The 13,829-nt window shown below is 71.1% G+C and carries 13 protein-coding genes; 1 reads left to right on the forward strand and 12 read right to left on the reverse strand.

Going from position 1 to position 13,829, the window contains the following annotated elements; genetic code table 11:
- Positions 1-32: 32 nt before the first annotated feature.
- Positions 33-641: a TetR/AcrR family transcriptional regulator gene (locus tag ACIBNA_RS06785; RefSeq protein WP_399164176.1), complete on the reverse strand. Its 609-nt coding sequence runs from the start codon at positions 639-641 to the stop codon at positions 33-35.
- Between the two features lie 109 nt (positions 642-750).
- Here ACIBNA_RS06785 and ACIBNA_RS06790 point away from each other — a divergent pair, with 109 nt between their 5' ends.
- A complete protein-coding gene (locus ACIBNA_RS06790) occupies positions 751-2,247 on the forward strand; it encodes a cytochrome P450 (protein ID WP_399164177.1) in 1,497 nt (498 codons plus the stop codon).
- On the opposite strand, the gene ACIBNA_RS06795 is transcribed toward ACIBNA_RS06790, so the two are convergent.
- The 11 genes from ACIBNA_RS06795 to ACIBNA_RS06845 all read right to left on the reverse strand — a co-directional run bounded on the left by ACIBNA_RS06795 (position 2,209) and on the right by ACIBNA_RS06845 (position 13,774).
- The gene (locus ACIBNA_RS06795; protein ID WP_399164178.1) at positions 2,209-3,051 is read right to left on the reverse strand and encodes a pentapeptide repeat-containing protein; all 843 of its coding nucleotides are present in this window, start codon (positions 3,049-3,051) and stop codon (positions 2,209-2,211) included. The two genes, ACIBNA_RS06790 and ACIBNA_RS06795, sit on opposite strands and share 39 nt — an antisense overlap.
- Before the next feature lie 36 nt (positions 3,052-3,087).
- A complete protein-coding gene (gene sigJ / locus ACIBNA_RS06800; protein WP_399164341.1) occupies positions 3,088-3,996 on the reverse strand; it encodes an RNA polymerase sigma factor SigJ in 909 nt (302 codons plus the stop codon).
- 5 nt (positions 3,997-4,001) lie between these two features.
- The gene (locus ACIBNA_RS06805) at positions 4,002-4,736 is read right to left on the reverse strand and encodes a PIG-L deacetylase family protein (protein ID WP_399164179.1); all 735 of its coding nucleotides are present in this window, start codon (positions 4,734-4,736) and stop codon (positions 4,002-4,004) included.
- Positions 4,737-4,786: 50 nt separating this feature from the next.
- Positions 4,787-6,088, reverse strand: a complete 1,302-nt coding sequence (locus ACIBNA_RS06810; protein WP_399164180.1) for an alpha/beta fold hydrolase — start codon at positions 6,086-6,088, stop codon at positions 4,787-4,789.
- A 121-nt stretch (positions 6,089-6,209) separates the two neighbouring features.
- The gene (locus ACIBNA_RS06815) at positions 6,210-7,235 is read right to left on the reverse strand and encodes a LacI family DNA-binding transcriptional regulator (protein WP_399164181.1); all 1,026 of its coding nucleotides are present in this window, start codon (positions 7,233-7,235) and stop codon (positions 6,210-6,212) included.
- 89 nt (positions 7,236-7,324) lie between these two features.
- Entirely contained in the window at positions 7,325-8,749 is a 1,425-nt protein-coding gene (locus ACIBNA_RS06820; RefSeq protein ID WP_399164182.1) for a BNR repeat-containing protein, read from the reverse strand.
- Positions 8,750-8,765: 16 nt separating this feature from the next.
- Complete coding sequence (locus tag ACIBNA_RS06825) at positions 8,766-9,086, reverse strand: L-rhamnose mutarotase (RefSeq protein ID WP_399164183.1); 321 nt, start codon at positions 9,084-9,086, stop codon at positions 8,766-8,768.
- 17 nt (positions 9,087-9,103) lie between these two features.
- Positions 9,104-10,186, reverse strand: coding sequence for a rhamnose ABC transporter substrate-binding protein (gene rhaS, locus ACIBNA_RS06830; protein WP_399164184.1), 1,083 nt, complete (start codon positions 10,184-10,186; stop codon positions 9,104-9,106).
- A 30-nt stretch (positions 10,187-10,216) separates the two neighbouring features.
- Positions 10,217-11,227: an ABC transporter permease gene (locus ACIBNA_RS06835; RefSeq protein WP_399164185.1), complete on the reverse strand. Its 1,011-nt coding sequence runs from the start codon at positions 11,225-11,227 to the stop codon at positions 10,217-10,219.
- A complete protein-coding gene (locus ACIBNA_RS06840; RefSeq protein ID WP_399164186.1) occupies positions 11,220-12,260 on the reverse strand; it encodes an ABC transporter permease in 1,041 nt (346 codons plus the stop codon). Before ACIBNA_RS06840 ends, ACIBNA_RS06835 begins: the two co-directional genes overlap by 8 nt.
- The gene (locus ACIBNA_RS06845; protein WP_399164187.1) at positions 12,257-13,774 is read right to left on the reverse strand and encodes a sugar ABC transporter ATP-binding protein; all 1,518 of its coding nucleotides are present in this window, start codon (positions 13,772-13,774) and stop codon (positions 12,257-12,259) included. The genes ACIBNA_RS06840 and ACIBNA_RS06845 overlap by 4 nt, the downstream gene beginning before the upstream one ends.
- Positions 13,775-13,829 lie beyond the last annotated feature (55 nt).

The raw sequence follows: 13,829 nt of genomic DNA on the forward strand, positions 1-13,829 counted from the left end.
CCAACCACGTCACGTGATCTTTACGAGGCCTTTCAGGGAGTGAGGACGCCCAGCAGGGCACGAGCGCACAGCTCGCGCACCTGATCCCGGCTCAACTCCCTCCCGCGCAGCCACTCCAGACAGACGGAGGTGGTGAACGCCAGCCACCCGCGCACGGCGAGCCGCGCCTCCGGCCGCCCTTCACAGGCCGGGCCGAACTCGGGATCCTCGGCGAGCGCCGCGAGGATCTGCCGCTCCTGCGCGGCCAGGGCCCGCTGGTAGACCCGCCGCACCGCCTGGTCCCCGGCCGCGTCGGCGCGATGGAAGGCGCGGTAGCCGTGGGCGTGGGCCTGGACGTACTCCAGGAACGCGTCGAGGCCGCCCGCGAGCTGCTCGCGCACCGGGACGCCGGGCACCGCCGCCGTCATGCGCAGCATCCGCTCGCTCTCGCGCTCGACGACCGCCGCGAAGAAGTCCCGCTTGGTCGGAAAGTAGTGGTACAGCAGCCCGCGCGACACCCCGGCGATCTCGGCGACCTGCTCGATCCACACGTCGTCGTACGGACTCTCCGAGAACAGCCGCGCTCCGACGGCGAGAAGCTGCTCCCGGCGCTCCTCGGTGCTGAGCCGGCGACGCGTGCGCCCGCCCTGGTTCGCGGCCATGCCCGCACTTTACTTGACGCCGATTCAACAACGGGACCAGACTGAACCGCGCTATTGAACCCACGTACAACACGTGCGAACCCGCCGCTGGACCAAGGGAGATCGCGTCATGACGGAGGCGCCGATACGGGAAGGGCTGCCCAAGGGGTTCCGGAGTGCCGAGCTGGGCTGGCCGGAGCTGGACCGCATTCCGCATCCGCCGCACCGGATCCCGCTGCTCGGTGACGTGGTGGGCGTGAACCGGCGCACTCCCCTGCAGGACTCGCTGCGGTACGCCCGCCAACTGGGTCCGGTCTTCCGGCGGAAGGCCTTCGGCAAGGAGTTCGTGTTCGTGTGGGGCGCCCGGCACGCGGCCGACCTCGCGGACGAGTCGCGGTTCGCCAAGCACGTGGGACTGGGCATAGCGAACCTGCGGCCGGTCGCGGGGGACGGCCTGTTCACGGCGTACAACCACGAGCCCAACTGGCAGCTGGCGCACGACGTGCTCGCCCCGGGGTTCAGCCGCGAAGCCATGGCCGGTTACCACCCGATGATGCTGACCGTCGCGCGGCAGCTGACGGAGCACTGGGACCGGGCGGCGGCGACGGGCCGGGCGGTGGACGTGCCGGGCGACATGACCAAGCTGACGCTGGAGACGATCGCGCGCACCGGCTTCGGCCACGACTTCGGGTCGTTCGAGCGCTCCCGGCCGCATCCCTTCGTGACCGCGATGGTCGGCACGCTGACCTACGCGCAGCGGCTCAACTCGGTGCCCTTCCCGCTGGCTCCGCTGCTGCTGCGGGGCGCGAGCCGCCGTAACGCCGCCGACATCGCCCACCTCAACCGCACGGTCGACGAGCTGGTCCGGGCCCGGCGCGCCTCCGGCCACGGGGACGGGGACCTGCTCGACCGGATGCTGGAGACGGCCCACCCCCGGACCGGGGAACGGCTGGCGCCGGAGAACGTCCGCCGTCAGGTGATCACCTTCCTCGTCGCGGGCCACGAGACGACCTCGGGCGCGCTCTCCTTCGCGCTGCACTACCTCTCCCGCCACCCCGAGGTCGCGGCCCGGGCGCGCGCCGAGGTGGACCGCGTATGGGGCGACGCGGCGGAACCGGCCTACGAGCAGGTGGCCAGGCTGCGCTACGTCCGCCGGGTGCTGGACGAGTCGCTGCGGCTGTGGCCCACCGCGCCCGCCTTCGCCCGGGAGGCACGCCAGGACACGGTGCTGACCGGGGAGCACCCCATGCGGCGCGGAGCCTGGGCGCTGGTGCTGACGCCGATGCTGCACCGCGACCCCGAGGTGTGGGGCGCGGACGCCGAGCGGTTCGACCCGGACCGCTTCGACGCGCCGGCCATACGGTCCAGGGCCCCGCACACGTTCAAGCCGTTCGGGACCGGGGCGCGGGCCTGCATCGGGCGCCAGTTCGCCCTGCACGAGGCGACGTTGGTGCTCGGCCTGCTGCTGCGCCGCTACGAGATGCGGCCCGACCCGGCGTACCGGCTGCGGGTGACCGAACGGCTGACGCTGATGCCGGAGGGGCTGCGGCTGCACCCTGAGCGCCGGACGCCGGTGCGGGAGCCGGCCTCAGACCTGCGCTGCCCAGTGCCCGGGGCGGGTGACTGACTCGGGCAGCCGGGTCCCGGCACTCCCCCGGGCCGCGTTCAGCTGCGGCTGGGTGAGGAAGAACGCCCCGGTCAGGTCGGCGTCCGTGAGGTCCGCGTCGCGCAGGTCGGCACCGATCAGGTCCGCGCCCCGCAGATCCGCGCCCGTCAGGTCGGCGGCGATGAGGTAGGCGCCACGGAGGTTGGCACCGCGCAGGTCGGCGCCCTTGAGGCGGGCGCCCATGAGGTCCGCGCCCCGGCGGTTCTTCTTGCGGCCCTTGGTGCCGGCCCTGGCCAGCTCGCTCGTCCTCAACAGCAGGACGTTGACCTCCTGGCGGTGCGCCGCCACGTCCAGCTCGATGAGCTCCTCGGGAGTCAGCCCGGTCAGCTCCTCGGTCCTCTCCAGGGCCCCCCGCAGATCGGCGTGGACAGGACGGGCCGCGGGCAGCGCGAGCGCCTCGGTCAGGTACCACAGCAGCTCGTGCAACTGCCGGACCACCGGGAAGACGTCGAACATCCGGCGGGCGTGCTCCGGTGGCCCGGACCTCCAGTCCTGGCCACCGAAGGTGATCTGCGAGACCTGCTGCCCGGCGCCGAAGCAGTCGTAGACCGTGCAGCCCGTGAACCCGCTCTGCCGCAGCCTGGCGTGGATGCCGCAGCGGTGGTCGCTCTGGAGGTTGCGGCAGGGTGTGCCGGCGTCCTTGTCGACCGCGAAGTCGGCCGAGGCCGCGAAGGGCAGGGCGACGCAGCACAGTCCGAAGCACCGCTCGCAGTCGCCGCGCAGTTCCGCCTGCGCGGTCTTGTGATCTCGCATGCCGTTCAGCATACGAAATGAGAACTCACCTGGTCGTGGTCGCCGGTGTCACCCCGCGAGGCCGGGCGTCTCCAGGCGCTCCAGCCGCTCGGGGTCGGCCAGGATGTACATGGCGGTGATCCGGCCGTCGGCGATCGTGACCCCCATGACCGACTGCACGCGTCCCCCGGGCGCGTTGACGACCCCGACCGAGCCGTTGACCAGCACCAGCTCCGCGGACTGCGCGAACCGGGCGAACATGAGCGCCCGCTCCGCCACCGCCTTCGCCCCCTGAAGGACCTTGGACACGGCCGCGCCGCGCACCAGGGCACCAGAGTCGGCCCGCAGCACCACGTCCGGATGCAGGAGCGCGAGCAGTGCCTCGAAGTCCCCGCCGCGCGAGGCGGCCAGGAAGGCGTCGAGGACCTCCTTCTGTCGGCCGAGGTCCGGCTCGGCCGCCGGGGTGGCTCCCCGCACCCGGCGCCGGGCGCGGCTCGCCAGCTGCCGGGTCGCGGCCGGGGTGCGCTCCACGATCGGCGCGATGTCGTCGAACGGCACGGCGAACATGTCGTGCAGGACGAACGCGAGCCGCTCGGCGGGCTCCAGGTTCTCCAGGACGACGAGCAGGGCCAGGCCCACCGCGTCGGCGTGCAGCACCTCCTGCTCCGGGTCGATGGGCGACAGGGGCCTGAGCACCGGGTCCGGCACGAAGGCGTCGTCCATCGGCTCCTCGCGGCGCGCGGTGCGCGAGCGCAGCAGGTCCAGGCAGATGCGGCCGGTCACGGTCGTCAGCCAGCCGCCCAGGTTGCCGATGTCGTCCGCGTCCGAGCGGCTCAGCCGCAGCCAGGCCTCCTGGACGGCGTCCTCCGCCTCGGCGAGCGATCCGAGCATGCGGTAGGCGACGGCCTTCAGCCGCCCCCGGTGCTCCTCGAACCGGTCGGCCAGTTCCTCGCTGCCTGTCATGGTCTCCCCCGTCATCCGCGTCATCTGCCGAACAGTTCGAACGCCACGGCCGGCCTGCCCCCGAACCGCTCCCCGGTGGCCTCGGCGTGCTGGGCGAGGAAGCCGCGGACGTATGTCTCCGGGTCGTCGTCGGTCAACGCCTCGATGTACGTGCGGTGTTCGAGCAGTGAGCGCACCGCGCGTTCCATGCCGGGCCTCGCGTCGACCGCGTGCGTGGGGGTGCTGGACCCGGCGACGGCGACCCAGCGCACGCCGTCCCAGGGTTCGAGGCCCTGCCCGGTGAGCTCCGGGAAGATCCACCGGTTGCCCGCGTCGCCGGCCGCGTCGAGCGTGGCACGGCCTACGGCCACGTGGTCCGGGGTGTTCCAGGCGACGCCGCCCCAGGTGTCCCGGTGGTTGAGCGTGATGACCAGCTCGGGCCGGTGCCGGCGGATCGCGGCGGCGATGTCGCGGCGCAGGGCGGTGCCGTACTCGATGACGCCGTCCTTGTGGTCGAGGAACTCCACGGCCGACACGCCGACCACCGCGGCGCTCGCCCGCTGCTCCCGCTCCCGCAGCGGCCCGCACCGCTCGGGCTCCAGTGTGTCGATGCCCGCCTCGCCCCGGGTCGCCAGCACATAGGCGACCTCGCGGCCCTCGTCGGTCCAGGCCGCGATCGCCGCCGAGCAGCCGTACTCGAGGTCGTCGGGGTGGGCCACGACCGCGAGGGCACGCCGCCAGTCGTCGGGCATGGGCTGGAGTTGAGTGGTCGTCATGTCGGCAGACTAATCGGCGCCACCGACATCACCACGCGCCCGGTGCGGCATCACGCCTCGTTGCGCGCAAGCGCCAGCAGCCGGTCGAGGACCCGCCCGCCGCCGGTGCGTACGCCGTCGTGCTCGAACTCGTCCGTGACCCAGGTGCGCAGGCCGCGGATCGCGCGGGCGGTCCGCAGGGAGTGGGCCGTGTCGACATACATGTCGTCGTGGAAGACGGCGGCGACGACCGGTACGTCGTTCGCGGCGAGGCGGGCCGGGTCGTACAGGGGTGTCCAGTCGGTGCGGGCGGCGAGCAGGTCGGCGGTCTCGCGCAGGGGGCGCAGCGCCGGGTCGCAGTCGAACATCCAGGGGTGGATCGACTCGCCGGTGAACAGCAGCGGTTCGTCGCCCGCGAGGGCCTTCGCGGCGTCGAACTGCGGGAACTCGGCGCGGACCCGCTCCGCCGACCAGGCGGTGGGCCGGGCGTCCTGGCCGTAGATCGACTCGTGGATCAGGGCGTACAGGGGGTGGCGAGCGTAGGACAGCATGCCCTGCACCTGCTCCAGGAAGGCGTCGGAGAGCGTGGTGCCCTGCGGGGTGCGGGCGAAGGCGTCTTCGAGGAGGTAGTGCAGGCGGTGGGTGCCGTCGCCGGTGCCGAGGACGATGCCGAGGGACTGGAAGGCCTCGACGGTGAGCCGGTAGCCGTTCGGCAGGACCACGTCGTGGGTCAGGAGGTGGTCGGCGATGCGGCGGGCGCGTTCGGCGTCCTGCGGGTAGCGGGCGTAGTGGGCGGTGACCTTGCGTTCGACGCGCGGGAAGGCGGCCCGGTAGATGTCGTCCGCGTGGGCGTCCAGGGAGGGCAGTCCGCCGGTGATGACGGCGGTGGCCAGGCCCTCGGGCGCGAGGGACAGGTAGCTGGTGGCGCAGAAGCCGCCGAAGCTCTGGCCGAGGACGGTCCAGGGGACGCCGCCGGTGACCTGGGCGCGGATGGCCTCGCAGTCGCGGACGATCGAGTCGGCGCGGAAGTGCGTGAGGTAGTCGGCCTGTTCGGCGGGGCCGCCGCGCAGCGGGAGCGTCTGCCGGCTGGCGGGCGTGGAGTGGCCGGTGCCGCGCTGGTCGAGGAGGAGGACGCGGTACTCCTTCAGCGCGCGGCCGAGCCAGCCGGGCCTGCCGACGGAGCGGTCCGCGCCGAACCCGGGCCCGCCTTGGAGGTAGAGAAGCCACGGCAGGTCCTGGTGCGCCTTGTCGCTCGCGACGACCTCGCGGGCGTACAGCTCGATCATCTCGCCCCGGGGGTGATCGTGGTCGAGGGGGACGGTGAAGCGGCGGTCGGTGAGGACGACTCCGGGCTGGCGGTAGCTGAGGGTCAACAGGGCTCCCGGGACGGACGGATTTTCGGACCGCGTCCCAGTTCATCACAGGGGCCGTCCGCGCGTGGCCCCTTCGGATCATGAAATCTTCCTGAACGGCGGTTCAGACTCAGCGTGCGGGTCAGCGGGCGGACAGGCTGGAGCGGCGGACCACCAGCTCGGGCTGGAGCACGACCCGCCGGTGCTCGTGCGGCCGGGCCGGTCCCTCCTCCTCCGTCTCCTCCAGGAGCAGGTCGGCCGCCATGGCGCCCATGGTGACGGCGGGCTGCCGTACCGAGGTGAGCGGGACGGCGGCGGCCGCCGCGAACTCGATGTCGTCGTAGCCGACGATGGCGAGGTCGTCCGGGACGCCGACACCGGCCGCGTACATGGCCTGCAGGACACCGAGCGCCAGCAGGTCGTTGGCGCAGAACACGGCGGTCGGCCGGTCGGCGAGGCCGAGCAGGCGGGCGCCGGCGTCGCGGCCCGCGGCGACGTCCAGCCGTTCGGTGGGCAGCTCGCGCAGCGCGTCGGGGCCGAGCCCGGCCTCGGCGAGCGCTTCGAGGGCGCCCGTGCGCCGGTCGCGGACCTGGTTGAGGCCGGGCGGGCCGCTGACGTAGGCGATGGAGCGGTGCCCGGCGTCGACGAGATGGCGTACGGCCAGGGCGCCGCCCGCGACGTCGTCGACGGAGACCGAGCACTCGGTGGTGCCCTCGGCGACCCGGTCGACCAGGACGAACGGGATGCCGTGCCGGCGGAACGCCTCGATGTTGCGGCCCGTGGCGTCGGCCGGGGTGAGCAGCACGCCGCGCACGCGCTGCTCGGCGAAGAGCGACAGGTACTCGGCCTCCTCGCCCGCGTTCTGGGCGCTGTTGCAGACCATCACGCCGAGTCCGGCCCGGCGGGCGGCGCGTTCGGCGCCGCGGGCCACGTCGACGAAGAAGGGGTTGCCCATGTCGAGGACGAGCAGCCCCATGATCCGGCTGCGGCCCGCGCGCAGCTGGCGCGCGGACTCGCTGCGGACGTAGCCGAGCCGGTCTATCGCGGACAGCACGCGGGCCCGGGTCTCGGTGGCGACCGTGTCCGGGCGGTTGATCACGTTGGAGACCGTGCCGACGGAGACTCCGGCGGCGCGGGCGACGTCCTTGATACCCACCGACTGGGTCATCGGGCAGGGACCTCCTGGTGAGATGAGGGGGGGGCGGCGGCCGGAGCGGCTTCACATTACCGGCACGCCGCCCCGGCGACCGGCTTCGGTCAGGCGGGCAGGCGGAAGTCGATCACGCGCAGCGCCGAGGGCGTCGTACCGCTGGACTTCTCCTGGTACATGAAGGACAGCACCCCGTCCTGCGCGACGCGCATCTCGTCGATGACGACCTCGCCGAAGGCGTTGAGGCCGCTGCCGTCGAACAGGATCCTCCAGTCGGTGTATCCGGAGGCCGCCGAGGCGCCGGCGATCCGCCCGAAGGGGAAGATCGCGTACGCGTTGTCGTACTTGTCCAGGATCAGCTTGGTGCGCTGGCTGGAGTTCAGCGGGACCGGGATCTCGGTCTTCTGCCAGGTGCCGGAGGCGTTCTTGCGGACGTGGAAGGCACGGCCGTTGGCGGTGCGGTTGGCCACGTAGTTGGTGGTGCACTGGCCGAAGCGGCCGGGGACGTAGGAGATGATCGCGTGCGGCCGGCCCGCGGAGTCGGTGAACTGGCTCTCCTGGTTCATCAGGGAGTGGTCCGGGTTGAGCGGGTCCACGACCAGGCCGGCGTCGGTCACGGACACCTTGTCGGAGCCTCCGGTGACGCCGACGACGGTGCCGGCGTTGTTGCGCCAGGTGCGGCCGCGGTCGTCGGAGTAGACGTAGCCGGTGTCGTGGTTGGTGATGCCGCCACTGCTGCACATCACGGCGCCGTTCTGCTCGCGCCAGGTGAAGAAGGAGTGCAGCCGGCCGTTCCGGTCGTAGTCGATGCCGTGCAGGTACATGTTGCGGGCCGTCGAGGAGCCGTGCTCGCTGCTGTACGTGCCGGTGGAGCTGGACCACTCTCCGAGGTTCGTCCACTTGGTGCCGTCGTACTCGGCGAGCGCGTTGCGGCCGTTTCCGGAGACGGCGACGCGGTAGCTCAGCTGGAGCCTGCCCTCGGGCGTGGATATGAACTGCGGGTAGGTGAACTGCGAGGTCAGCGCCAGGCCGTCCAGGGTGGACTGGGGCGCGCCGAAACGGCTCGCGGTCCAGCTCAGCCCGCCGGGGTTGTCCATCAGCCCGGCGACGGACTTGACGTAGGTGAAGCCGTCGCTGTGGGAGTCCATGTTGAGGTGCAGCCGGCCGTCGACCTTGGAGACGCCCATGGAGATGACGTTGTGGGAGTCGTTGTACCGCAGGGTGTGCCCGACCTTGACCGTCGACCAGGTGCCGGCGCCGAGGGCCCGGCGTCCGACGACGGCGTTGCGGTCGGCGGTGTACCAGACGGCGTACTGGTAGCCCTTGTAGGTCAGCAGGCCGTTCTTCTGGAACGAGTTGTTGTTGACCAGCCCGTCGTAGGACACGAAGAAGATGGCCTGGCTGTCGAGCGTGGTGGTGCCGGTCCGGGTGACGGAGGGACCGGGGTCGGCGGCCCGCGCGGTGCCGGAGGCGAGGACGGGGGTCACCACTGCTCCCGCGAGGGCGGCGGCCAGCAAAGTACGTCTGTGCATCTCGTGGACTCCATCGTCATGCGAGGTGGAACACTTCGGTGAGCGGTTGCATGGCCTCGTCGGGCCGGGCGCCGTCCAGCGACTCGAAGAACGGCGCCATCTCCGCCTGCCAGCGGGCGTTGACGTCGGTGGCTTCCATTCCGGCCTGGGCGGCTGCGAAATCCTCGGTCTCGAGGTAACCGACCAGCAGTCCGTCCTCGCGCAGGAAGAGCGAGTAGTTGTGCCAGCCGGTCTCCGAGAGTGCCTTGAGCATCTCGGGCCACACCGCGGCGTGCCGCTCGCGGTACTCGTCGAGGCGGTCCGCCCGGACCTTCAGCAGGAAGCACACGCGCTGCATCAACGACCTCCCAGGGTCTAGAAGTTGAACTGGTCGATGTTCTTCGCGTCGAACACGGTCGGCTTGCCGAGGCTGATCACGCCGTCCTTGCCGATGGTGTACTCGCCCATGGAGCCGGCCTTGAAGGTCTCGCCCTCCTTGCCGGTGATCTGCCCGGAGGACAGGGCGACGGCGGTCCGGGCGGCCAGCTCGCCGAGCTTCGCCGGGTCCCACAGCTCGAACGCCTCGACGGTGCCGTTCTTGACGTACTTGCGCATGTCGTTCGGGGTGCCGAGGCCGGTCAGCTTGACCTTGCCCTTGTACTTGGAGCCCGACAGGTACTGGGCGGCGGCCTTGATGCCGACGGTGGTCGGGGAGATGATCCCCTTCAGGTTCGGGTACTCCTGGAGCAGGCCCTGGGTCTGCTGGAAGGACTGCTGGGCGTCGTCGTTGCCGTACGCGGTCTTCACCAGCTTCATGTTCTTGTACTCGGGCTTCTTCAGCTCGTCCTTCATGAAGTCGATCCAGGTGTTCTGGTTCGTCGCGGTCTGCGCGGCGGACAGGATCGCGATCTCGCCCTTGTAACCGATCTGCTTGGCGAGCAGCTGCACCTCGGTACGGCCCAGGTCCTCGGCGGAGGCCTGCGAGACGAAGGCGTTGCGGCAGTCGGGCGTGGTGTCGGAGTCGTAGGTGACGACCTTGATGCCGTTCTTCATGGCCTGCTTGAGCGCGGTGCACAGGGCGCCCGGGTCCTGCGCGGACACGGCCATCGCGTCGACCTGCTGCTGGGTGAGCGTGTTGACGTAGGAGACCTGGCCGGAGGTGTCGGTGGCGCTGGAGGGACCGACCTCCTTGTAGCTGGAGCCGAGTTCCTTCAGCGCCTTCTCGCCGCCCTTGTCGGCGGTGGTGAAGTACGGGTTGTTGACCTGCTTGGGCAGGAAGCCGACGGTCAGCCCCTTCTTCAGCTCGGCGTTGGGGTCGGCCTTGCCGGCGGTGGCGGCGGAACCGCCTTCGTTCGCGACGTCCTTCTTGGTGGTGCCACCGCAGGCGGTGAGCGCCAGGGCGAGCGAGGTGGCGGTGGCGAGCGCCGCGCAGCTGCGGCGGAGGGTTGACTTACGCATGAGGATGGTCCTTTACGAGGAAGGGCTGGGTTACGAGGTCGGAGTCGAGGCGGCCCTGCGGCCCGCCCTCGCTACGGAGATCTGCCGTGCGACCCTGGGGCCGAGCACGGAGAGGACGAGCAGAACGCCGGTGACGACGATCTGCGACTGCGCGGAAACGTCCTGGAGGCTCATCACGTTCTGGAGCGCCCCCAGCAGAAACACCCCGGCGATGGCGCCGCCGAGCGTGCCCTTGCCACCGTCGAAGTCGATCCCACCGAGCAACACCGCGGCGACAACCGACAGTTCGAGACCCATCGCGTTGTCGTACCGCGCACTCGCGAAGTGCAGCGCCCAGAAGATGCCGGTGAGCGAAGCCATCAGGCCCGTCACCGTGAACAGCAGCAGCTTCTGCCGCTTGACCCGGATCCCGGCGAACCGCGCCGCCTCCTCGCTCGCCCCGATCGCGAACAGCGACCGCCCGAACGGGGTGGCGTGCAGCGCGACCACGGCGATGGCGAGCAGGACGAGGAACGGCAGGAAGGCGTACGGGATGAACGTGTCGCCGATGCGCCCGGCCGCGAAGTCCAGGTACGCCGTGGGGAAGTCGGTCACCGCGTCGGAGCCGAGCACGATCTGCGCGATGCCCCGGTAGGCGGCGAGCGTGCCGATGGTGACGGCGAGGGACGGCAGCCCCAGCCTGGTCACCAGCAGGCCGTTGATCAGCCCGCACACGACACCCAGCAGCAGGCAGATCGGGATGATCGTCTCGATGGCCATGCCCTGGTTCCACAGGGCGCCCATCACGGCACCGGACAGACCCGCCGTCGAGGCCACCGACAGGTCGATCTCGCCGGACACCACCAGCAGGGTCATCGGCAGGGCGATCAGCGCGATCGGCAGCGTGTTGCCGATGAGGAACGACAGGTTGAGCGCGTTGCTGAACCCGTCGACGAAACCGAAGGAGAACAGCAGGACCACGATCAGCAGGGCGCCGACGGCGGAATCCCACCTTTTCAAAGCGGGCCAGCGGACCGCTCGGCTCAGGGAGATGTCAGCCATGGCGGGCGTTCCTCTTCTTCAGGGCGGAGGCCACGCGCAGCGCGACGATCCGGTCGACCGCGATGGCGAGGATGAGCAGGATGCCGTTGATGGCGAGCACCCAGACGGAGCTGACGCCGAGGGCGGGCAGCACACTGTTGATCGAGGTCAGCAGCAGCGCGCCGAGGGCCGCGCCGTAGACGCTGCCGGATCCGCCGGTGAAGACGACGCCGCCGACCACGACCGCGCTGACGACGGTGAGTTCGTAGCCGTTGCCGGTGCCGGAGTCGACGTTGCCGAACCGGGCGAGGTACATCGCGCCGGCGAGTCCGGCGAGGGCGCCGCAGAAGGTGTACGCGGCGAGGATCCGCTTGCGCACGGGGATGCCGGCGAGGCGGGCGGCCTCGGGGTTGGAGCCCAGCGCGTAGAGCTCGCGGCCGCTGGCGAAGTGCTTGAGGTAGTAGGCCGTCGCCACCAACACCGCCAGCGCGATCAGCGCCAGATACGGCACCGCCGAGATGCCGCCGGAGCCGAAGTCGACGAATCCGCCGGGCAGATCGGCCGCGGTGATCTGGCTGGAGCCGACCCAGATCGAGTCGATGCCGCGGATGATGTAGAGCGTGCCGAGGGTGACGACGAGCGCGGGCACCTGGCCGAGGCTGACGAGCAGGCCGTTGAGCAGTCCGAAGCCGATACCGAGCAGGACGGCCAGCGCGATCGCCACGACCGCGTTGCCGCCGCCCTGGAGATAGGTGCCGGCGGCGAAGGCGCTGATGCCCAGCGTGGATCCGACGGACAGGTCGACGTTGCGGGTGATGACGACGAGGGACTGGCCGGTGGCGACGAGTACGAGGATCGTCGCGTTCAGCAGCAGGTCCTTGATGCCCTGTTCGGACAGGAACTGGCTGTTGCCGGCCTGGGTGACGGCGATCATCACCAGGAAGACGACGAGGATGGCGAGTTCGCGCATCTTGAAGACGCGGTCGACGAGGCGGGTGCCGCTCGACTTGGGCACGTCGGCCACGGGGGCCTGTTGTGGGGTGACGACCGTCATGCGGCGGCCCTCCCGGTGGCTGCGGCCATCACGGATTCCTCGGTGGCGTCGGAGCGTGGGATCTCGGCGGTGAGCCGGCCCTCGTGCATGACCAGCACGCGGTCGGCCATGCCGAGGACCTCGGGCAGGTCGGAGGAGATCATCAGGACGGCCACGCCGTCGGCGGCCAGTTGCGACAGCAGCCGGTGCACCTCGGCCTTGGTGCCGACGTCGATGCCGCGGGTCGGCTCGTCGACGATCAGCACCTTGGGGCCGGTGGCGAGCCACTTGGCGAGCACGACCTTCTGCTGGTTGCCGCCGGAGAGGGTGTTGACGGTGTCGGCGATCCGGGCGTACTTGACCTGGAGCTTGACGGCCCAGTCGAGTGAGCGGCTGCGCTCGGCGCCACGGTCCATCAGGCCCGCCTTGACGGTCGTGCGCAGCCCGGTGAGTCCGATGTTCCGCTCGATGGACATGTCCATCACCAGGCCCTGGGCGCGCCGGTCCTCGGGGACCAGGGCGAGTCCGGCGGACATCGCCGTGGACGGGGCGCCGTTGACCAGGGGCTTGCCGTCCACGGTGACCTCGCCGGCGTCCCAGCGGTCGATACCGAACACGGCCCGGGCGACCTCCGTACGCCCGGCGCCGACGAGTCCGGCGAGGCCGACGATCTCACCGCACCGCACGTCGAAGGAGACGTCGGTGAACACACCCTCGCGGGTCAGGCGGCGCACGCTCAGAGCGACTTCACCCGGCTGCACGTCCTGCTTGGGGTACAGCTCGTCGAGGTCGCGGCCGACCATGCGGCGCACGAGGTCGTCCTCGGTCATGCCCTCCAGCGGCTCGCTGCCGACCCAGGCGCCGTCGCGCAGCGTGGTGACCCGCTGGCAGATCTCGAAGATCTCCTCCAGCCGGTGGGAGATGAACAGCACGGCGGCGCCCTGTTCGCGCAGGGTGCGTACGACGCCGAAGAGGCGGGCGACCTCGCTGCCGGTGAGCGCGGCGGTCGGCTCGTCCATGATCAGGACGCGGGCGTCGAAGGAGAGGGCCTTGGCGATCTCGACGATCTGCTGGTCGGCGATGGACAGGCCGCGGGCGGGCCGGTCGGGGTCGAGTTCGACACCGAGGCGCTCCATGAGGGCGGCGGTCGCGTTGTGCGTGGCCTTGTGGTCGATCCGGCCGAGGGCGCGCCGGGGCTGGCGGCCCATGTAGATGTTCTCGGCGATCGACAGGTCGGGGAAGAGCGTGGGCTCCTGGTAGATCACGGCGATGCCGGCGTCGCGGGCGTCGCCGGGGCCGTGGAAGGCGACGGGCGCACCGTCGAGCAGCACCTGGCCGGCGTCCGGCCGGTGCACTCCGGCGAGTGCCTTGATGAGGGTGGACTTGCCGGCACCGTTCTCACCGGCGAGCGCGTGCACCTCCCCGGGGAACAGCTCCAGGGAGACGTCCCGCAGTGCGCGGACCGCACCGAAGGACTTGGAGACGTCCTTCAGTGCCAGAACCGGGGCCGGACCCGTGGTGGACGGGTGGGTCATGGGGGCTCCTCGACGACGCCGGCGGGACGGCCCTCTCGGCGTCGTGAAAGGTTTC

The sequence above is a fragment of the Streptomyces sp. NPDC050164 genome, assembly GCF_044459945.1.
GTDB classification, from domain to species: Bacteria; Actinomycetota; Actinomycetes; order Streptomycetales; family Streptomycetaceae; genus Streptomyces; species Streptomyces coeruleorubidus_A.

Coding starts and splice junctions, on each gene's coding strand:
- ACIBNA_RS06785 (WP_399164176.1), bottom strand. CDS start 641: ATGGCCGCGAACCAGGGCGGGCGCACGCGTCGCCGGCTCAGCACCGAG.
- ACIBNA_RS06790 (WP_399164177.1), top strand. CDS start 751: ATGACGGAGGCGCCGATACGGGAAGGGCTGCCCAAGGGGTTCCGGAGT.
- ACIBNA_RS06795 (WP_399164178.1), bottom strand. CDS start 3,051: ATGCTGAACGGCATGCGAGATCACAAGACCGCGCAGGCGGAACTGCGC.
- sigJ (WP_399164341.1), bottom strand. CDS start 3,996: ATGACGGGGGAGACCATGACAGGCAGCGAGGAACTGGCCGACCGGTTC.
- ACIBNA_RS06805 (WP_399164179.1), bottom strand. CDS start 4,736: ATGACGACCACTCAACTCCAGCCCATGCCCGACGACTGGCGGCGTGCC.
- ACIBNA_RS06815 (WP_399164181.1), bottom strand. CDS start 7,235: ATGACCCAGTCGGTGGGTATCAAGGACGTCGCCCGCGCCGCCGGAGTC.
- ACIBNA_RS06820 (WP_399164182.1), bottom strand. CDS start 8,749: ATGCACAGACGTACTTTGCTGGCCGCCGCCCTCGCGGGAGCAGTGGTG.
- ACIBNA_RS06825 (WP_399164183.1), bottom strand. CDS start 9,086: ATGCAGCGCGTGTGCTTCCTGCTGAAGGTCCGGGCGGACCGCCTCGAC.
- rhaS (WP_399164184.1), bottom strand. CDS start 10,186: ATGCGTAAGTCAACCCTCCGCCGCAGCTGCGCGGCGCTCGCCACCGCC.
- ACIBNA_RS06835 (WP_399164185.1), bottom strand. CDS start 11,227: ATGGCTGACATCTCCCTGAGCCGAGCGGTCCGCTGGCCCGCTTTGAAA.
- ACIBNA_RS06840 (WP_399164186.1), bottom strand. CDS start 12,260: ATGACGGTCGTCACCCCACAACAGGCCCCCGTGGCCGACGTGCCCAAG.
- ACIBNA_RS06845 (WP_399164187.1), bottom strand. CDS start 13,774: ATGACCCACCCGTCCACCACGGGTCCGGCCCCGGTTCTGGCACTGAAG.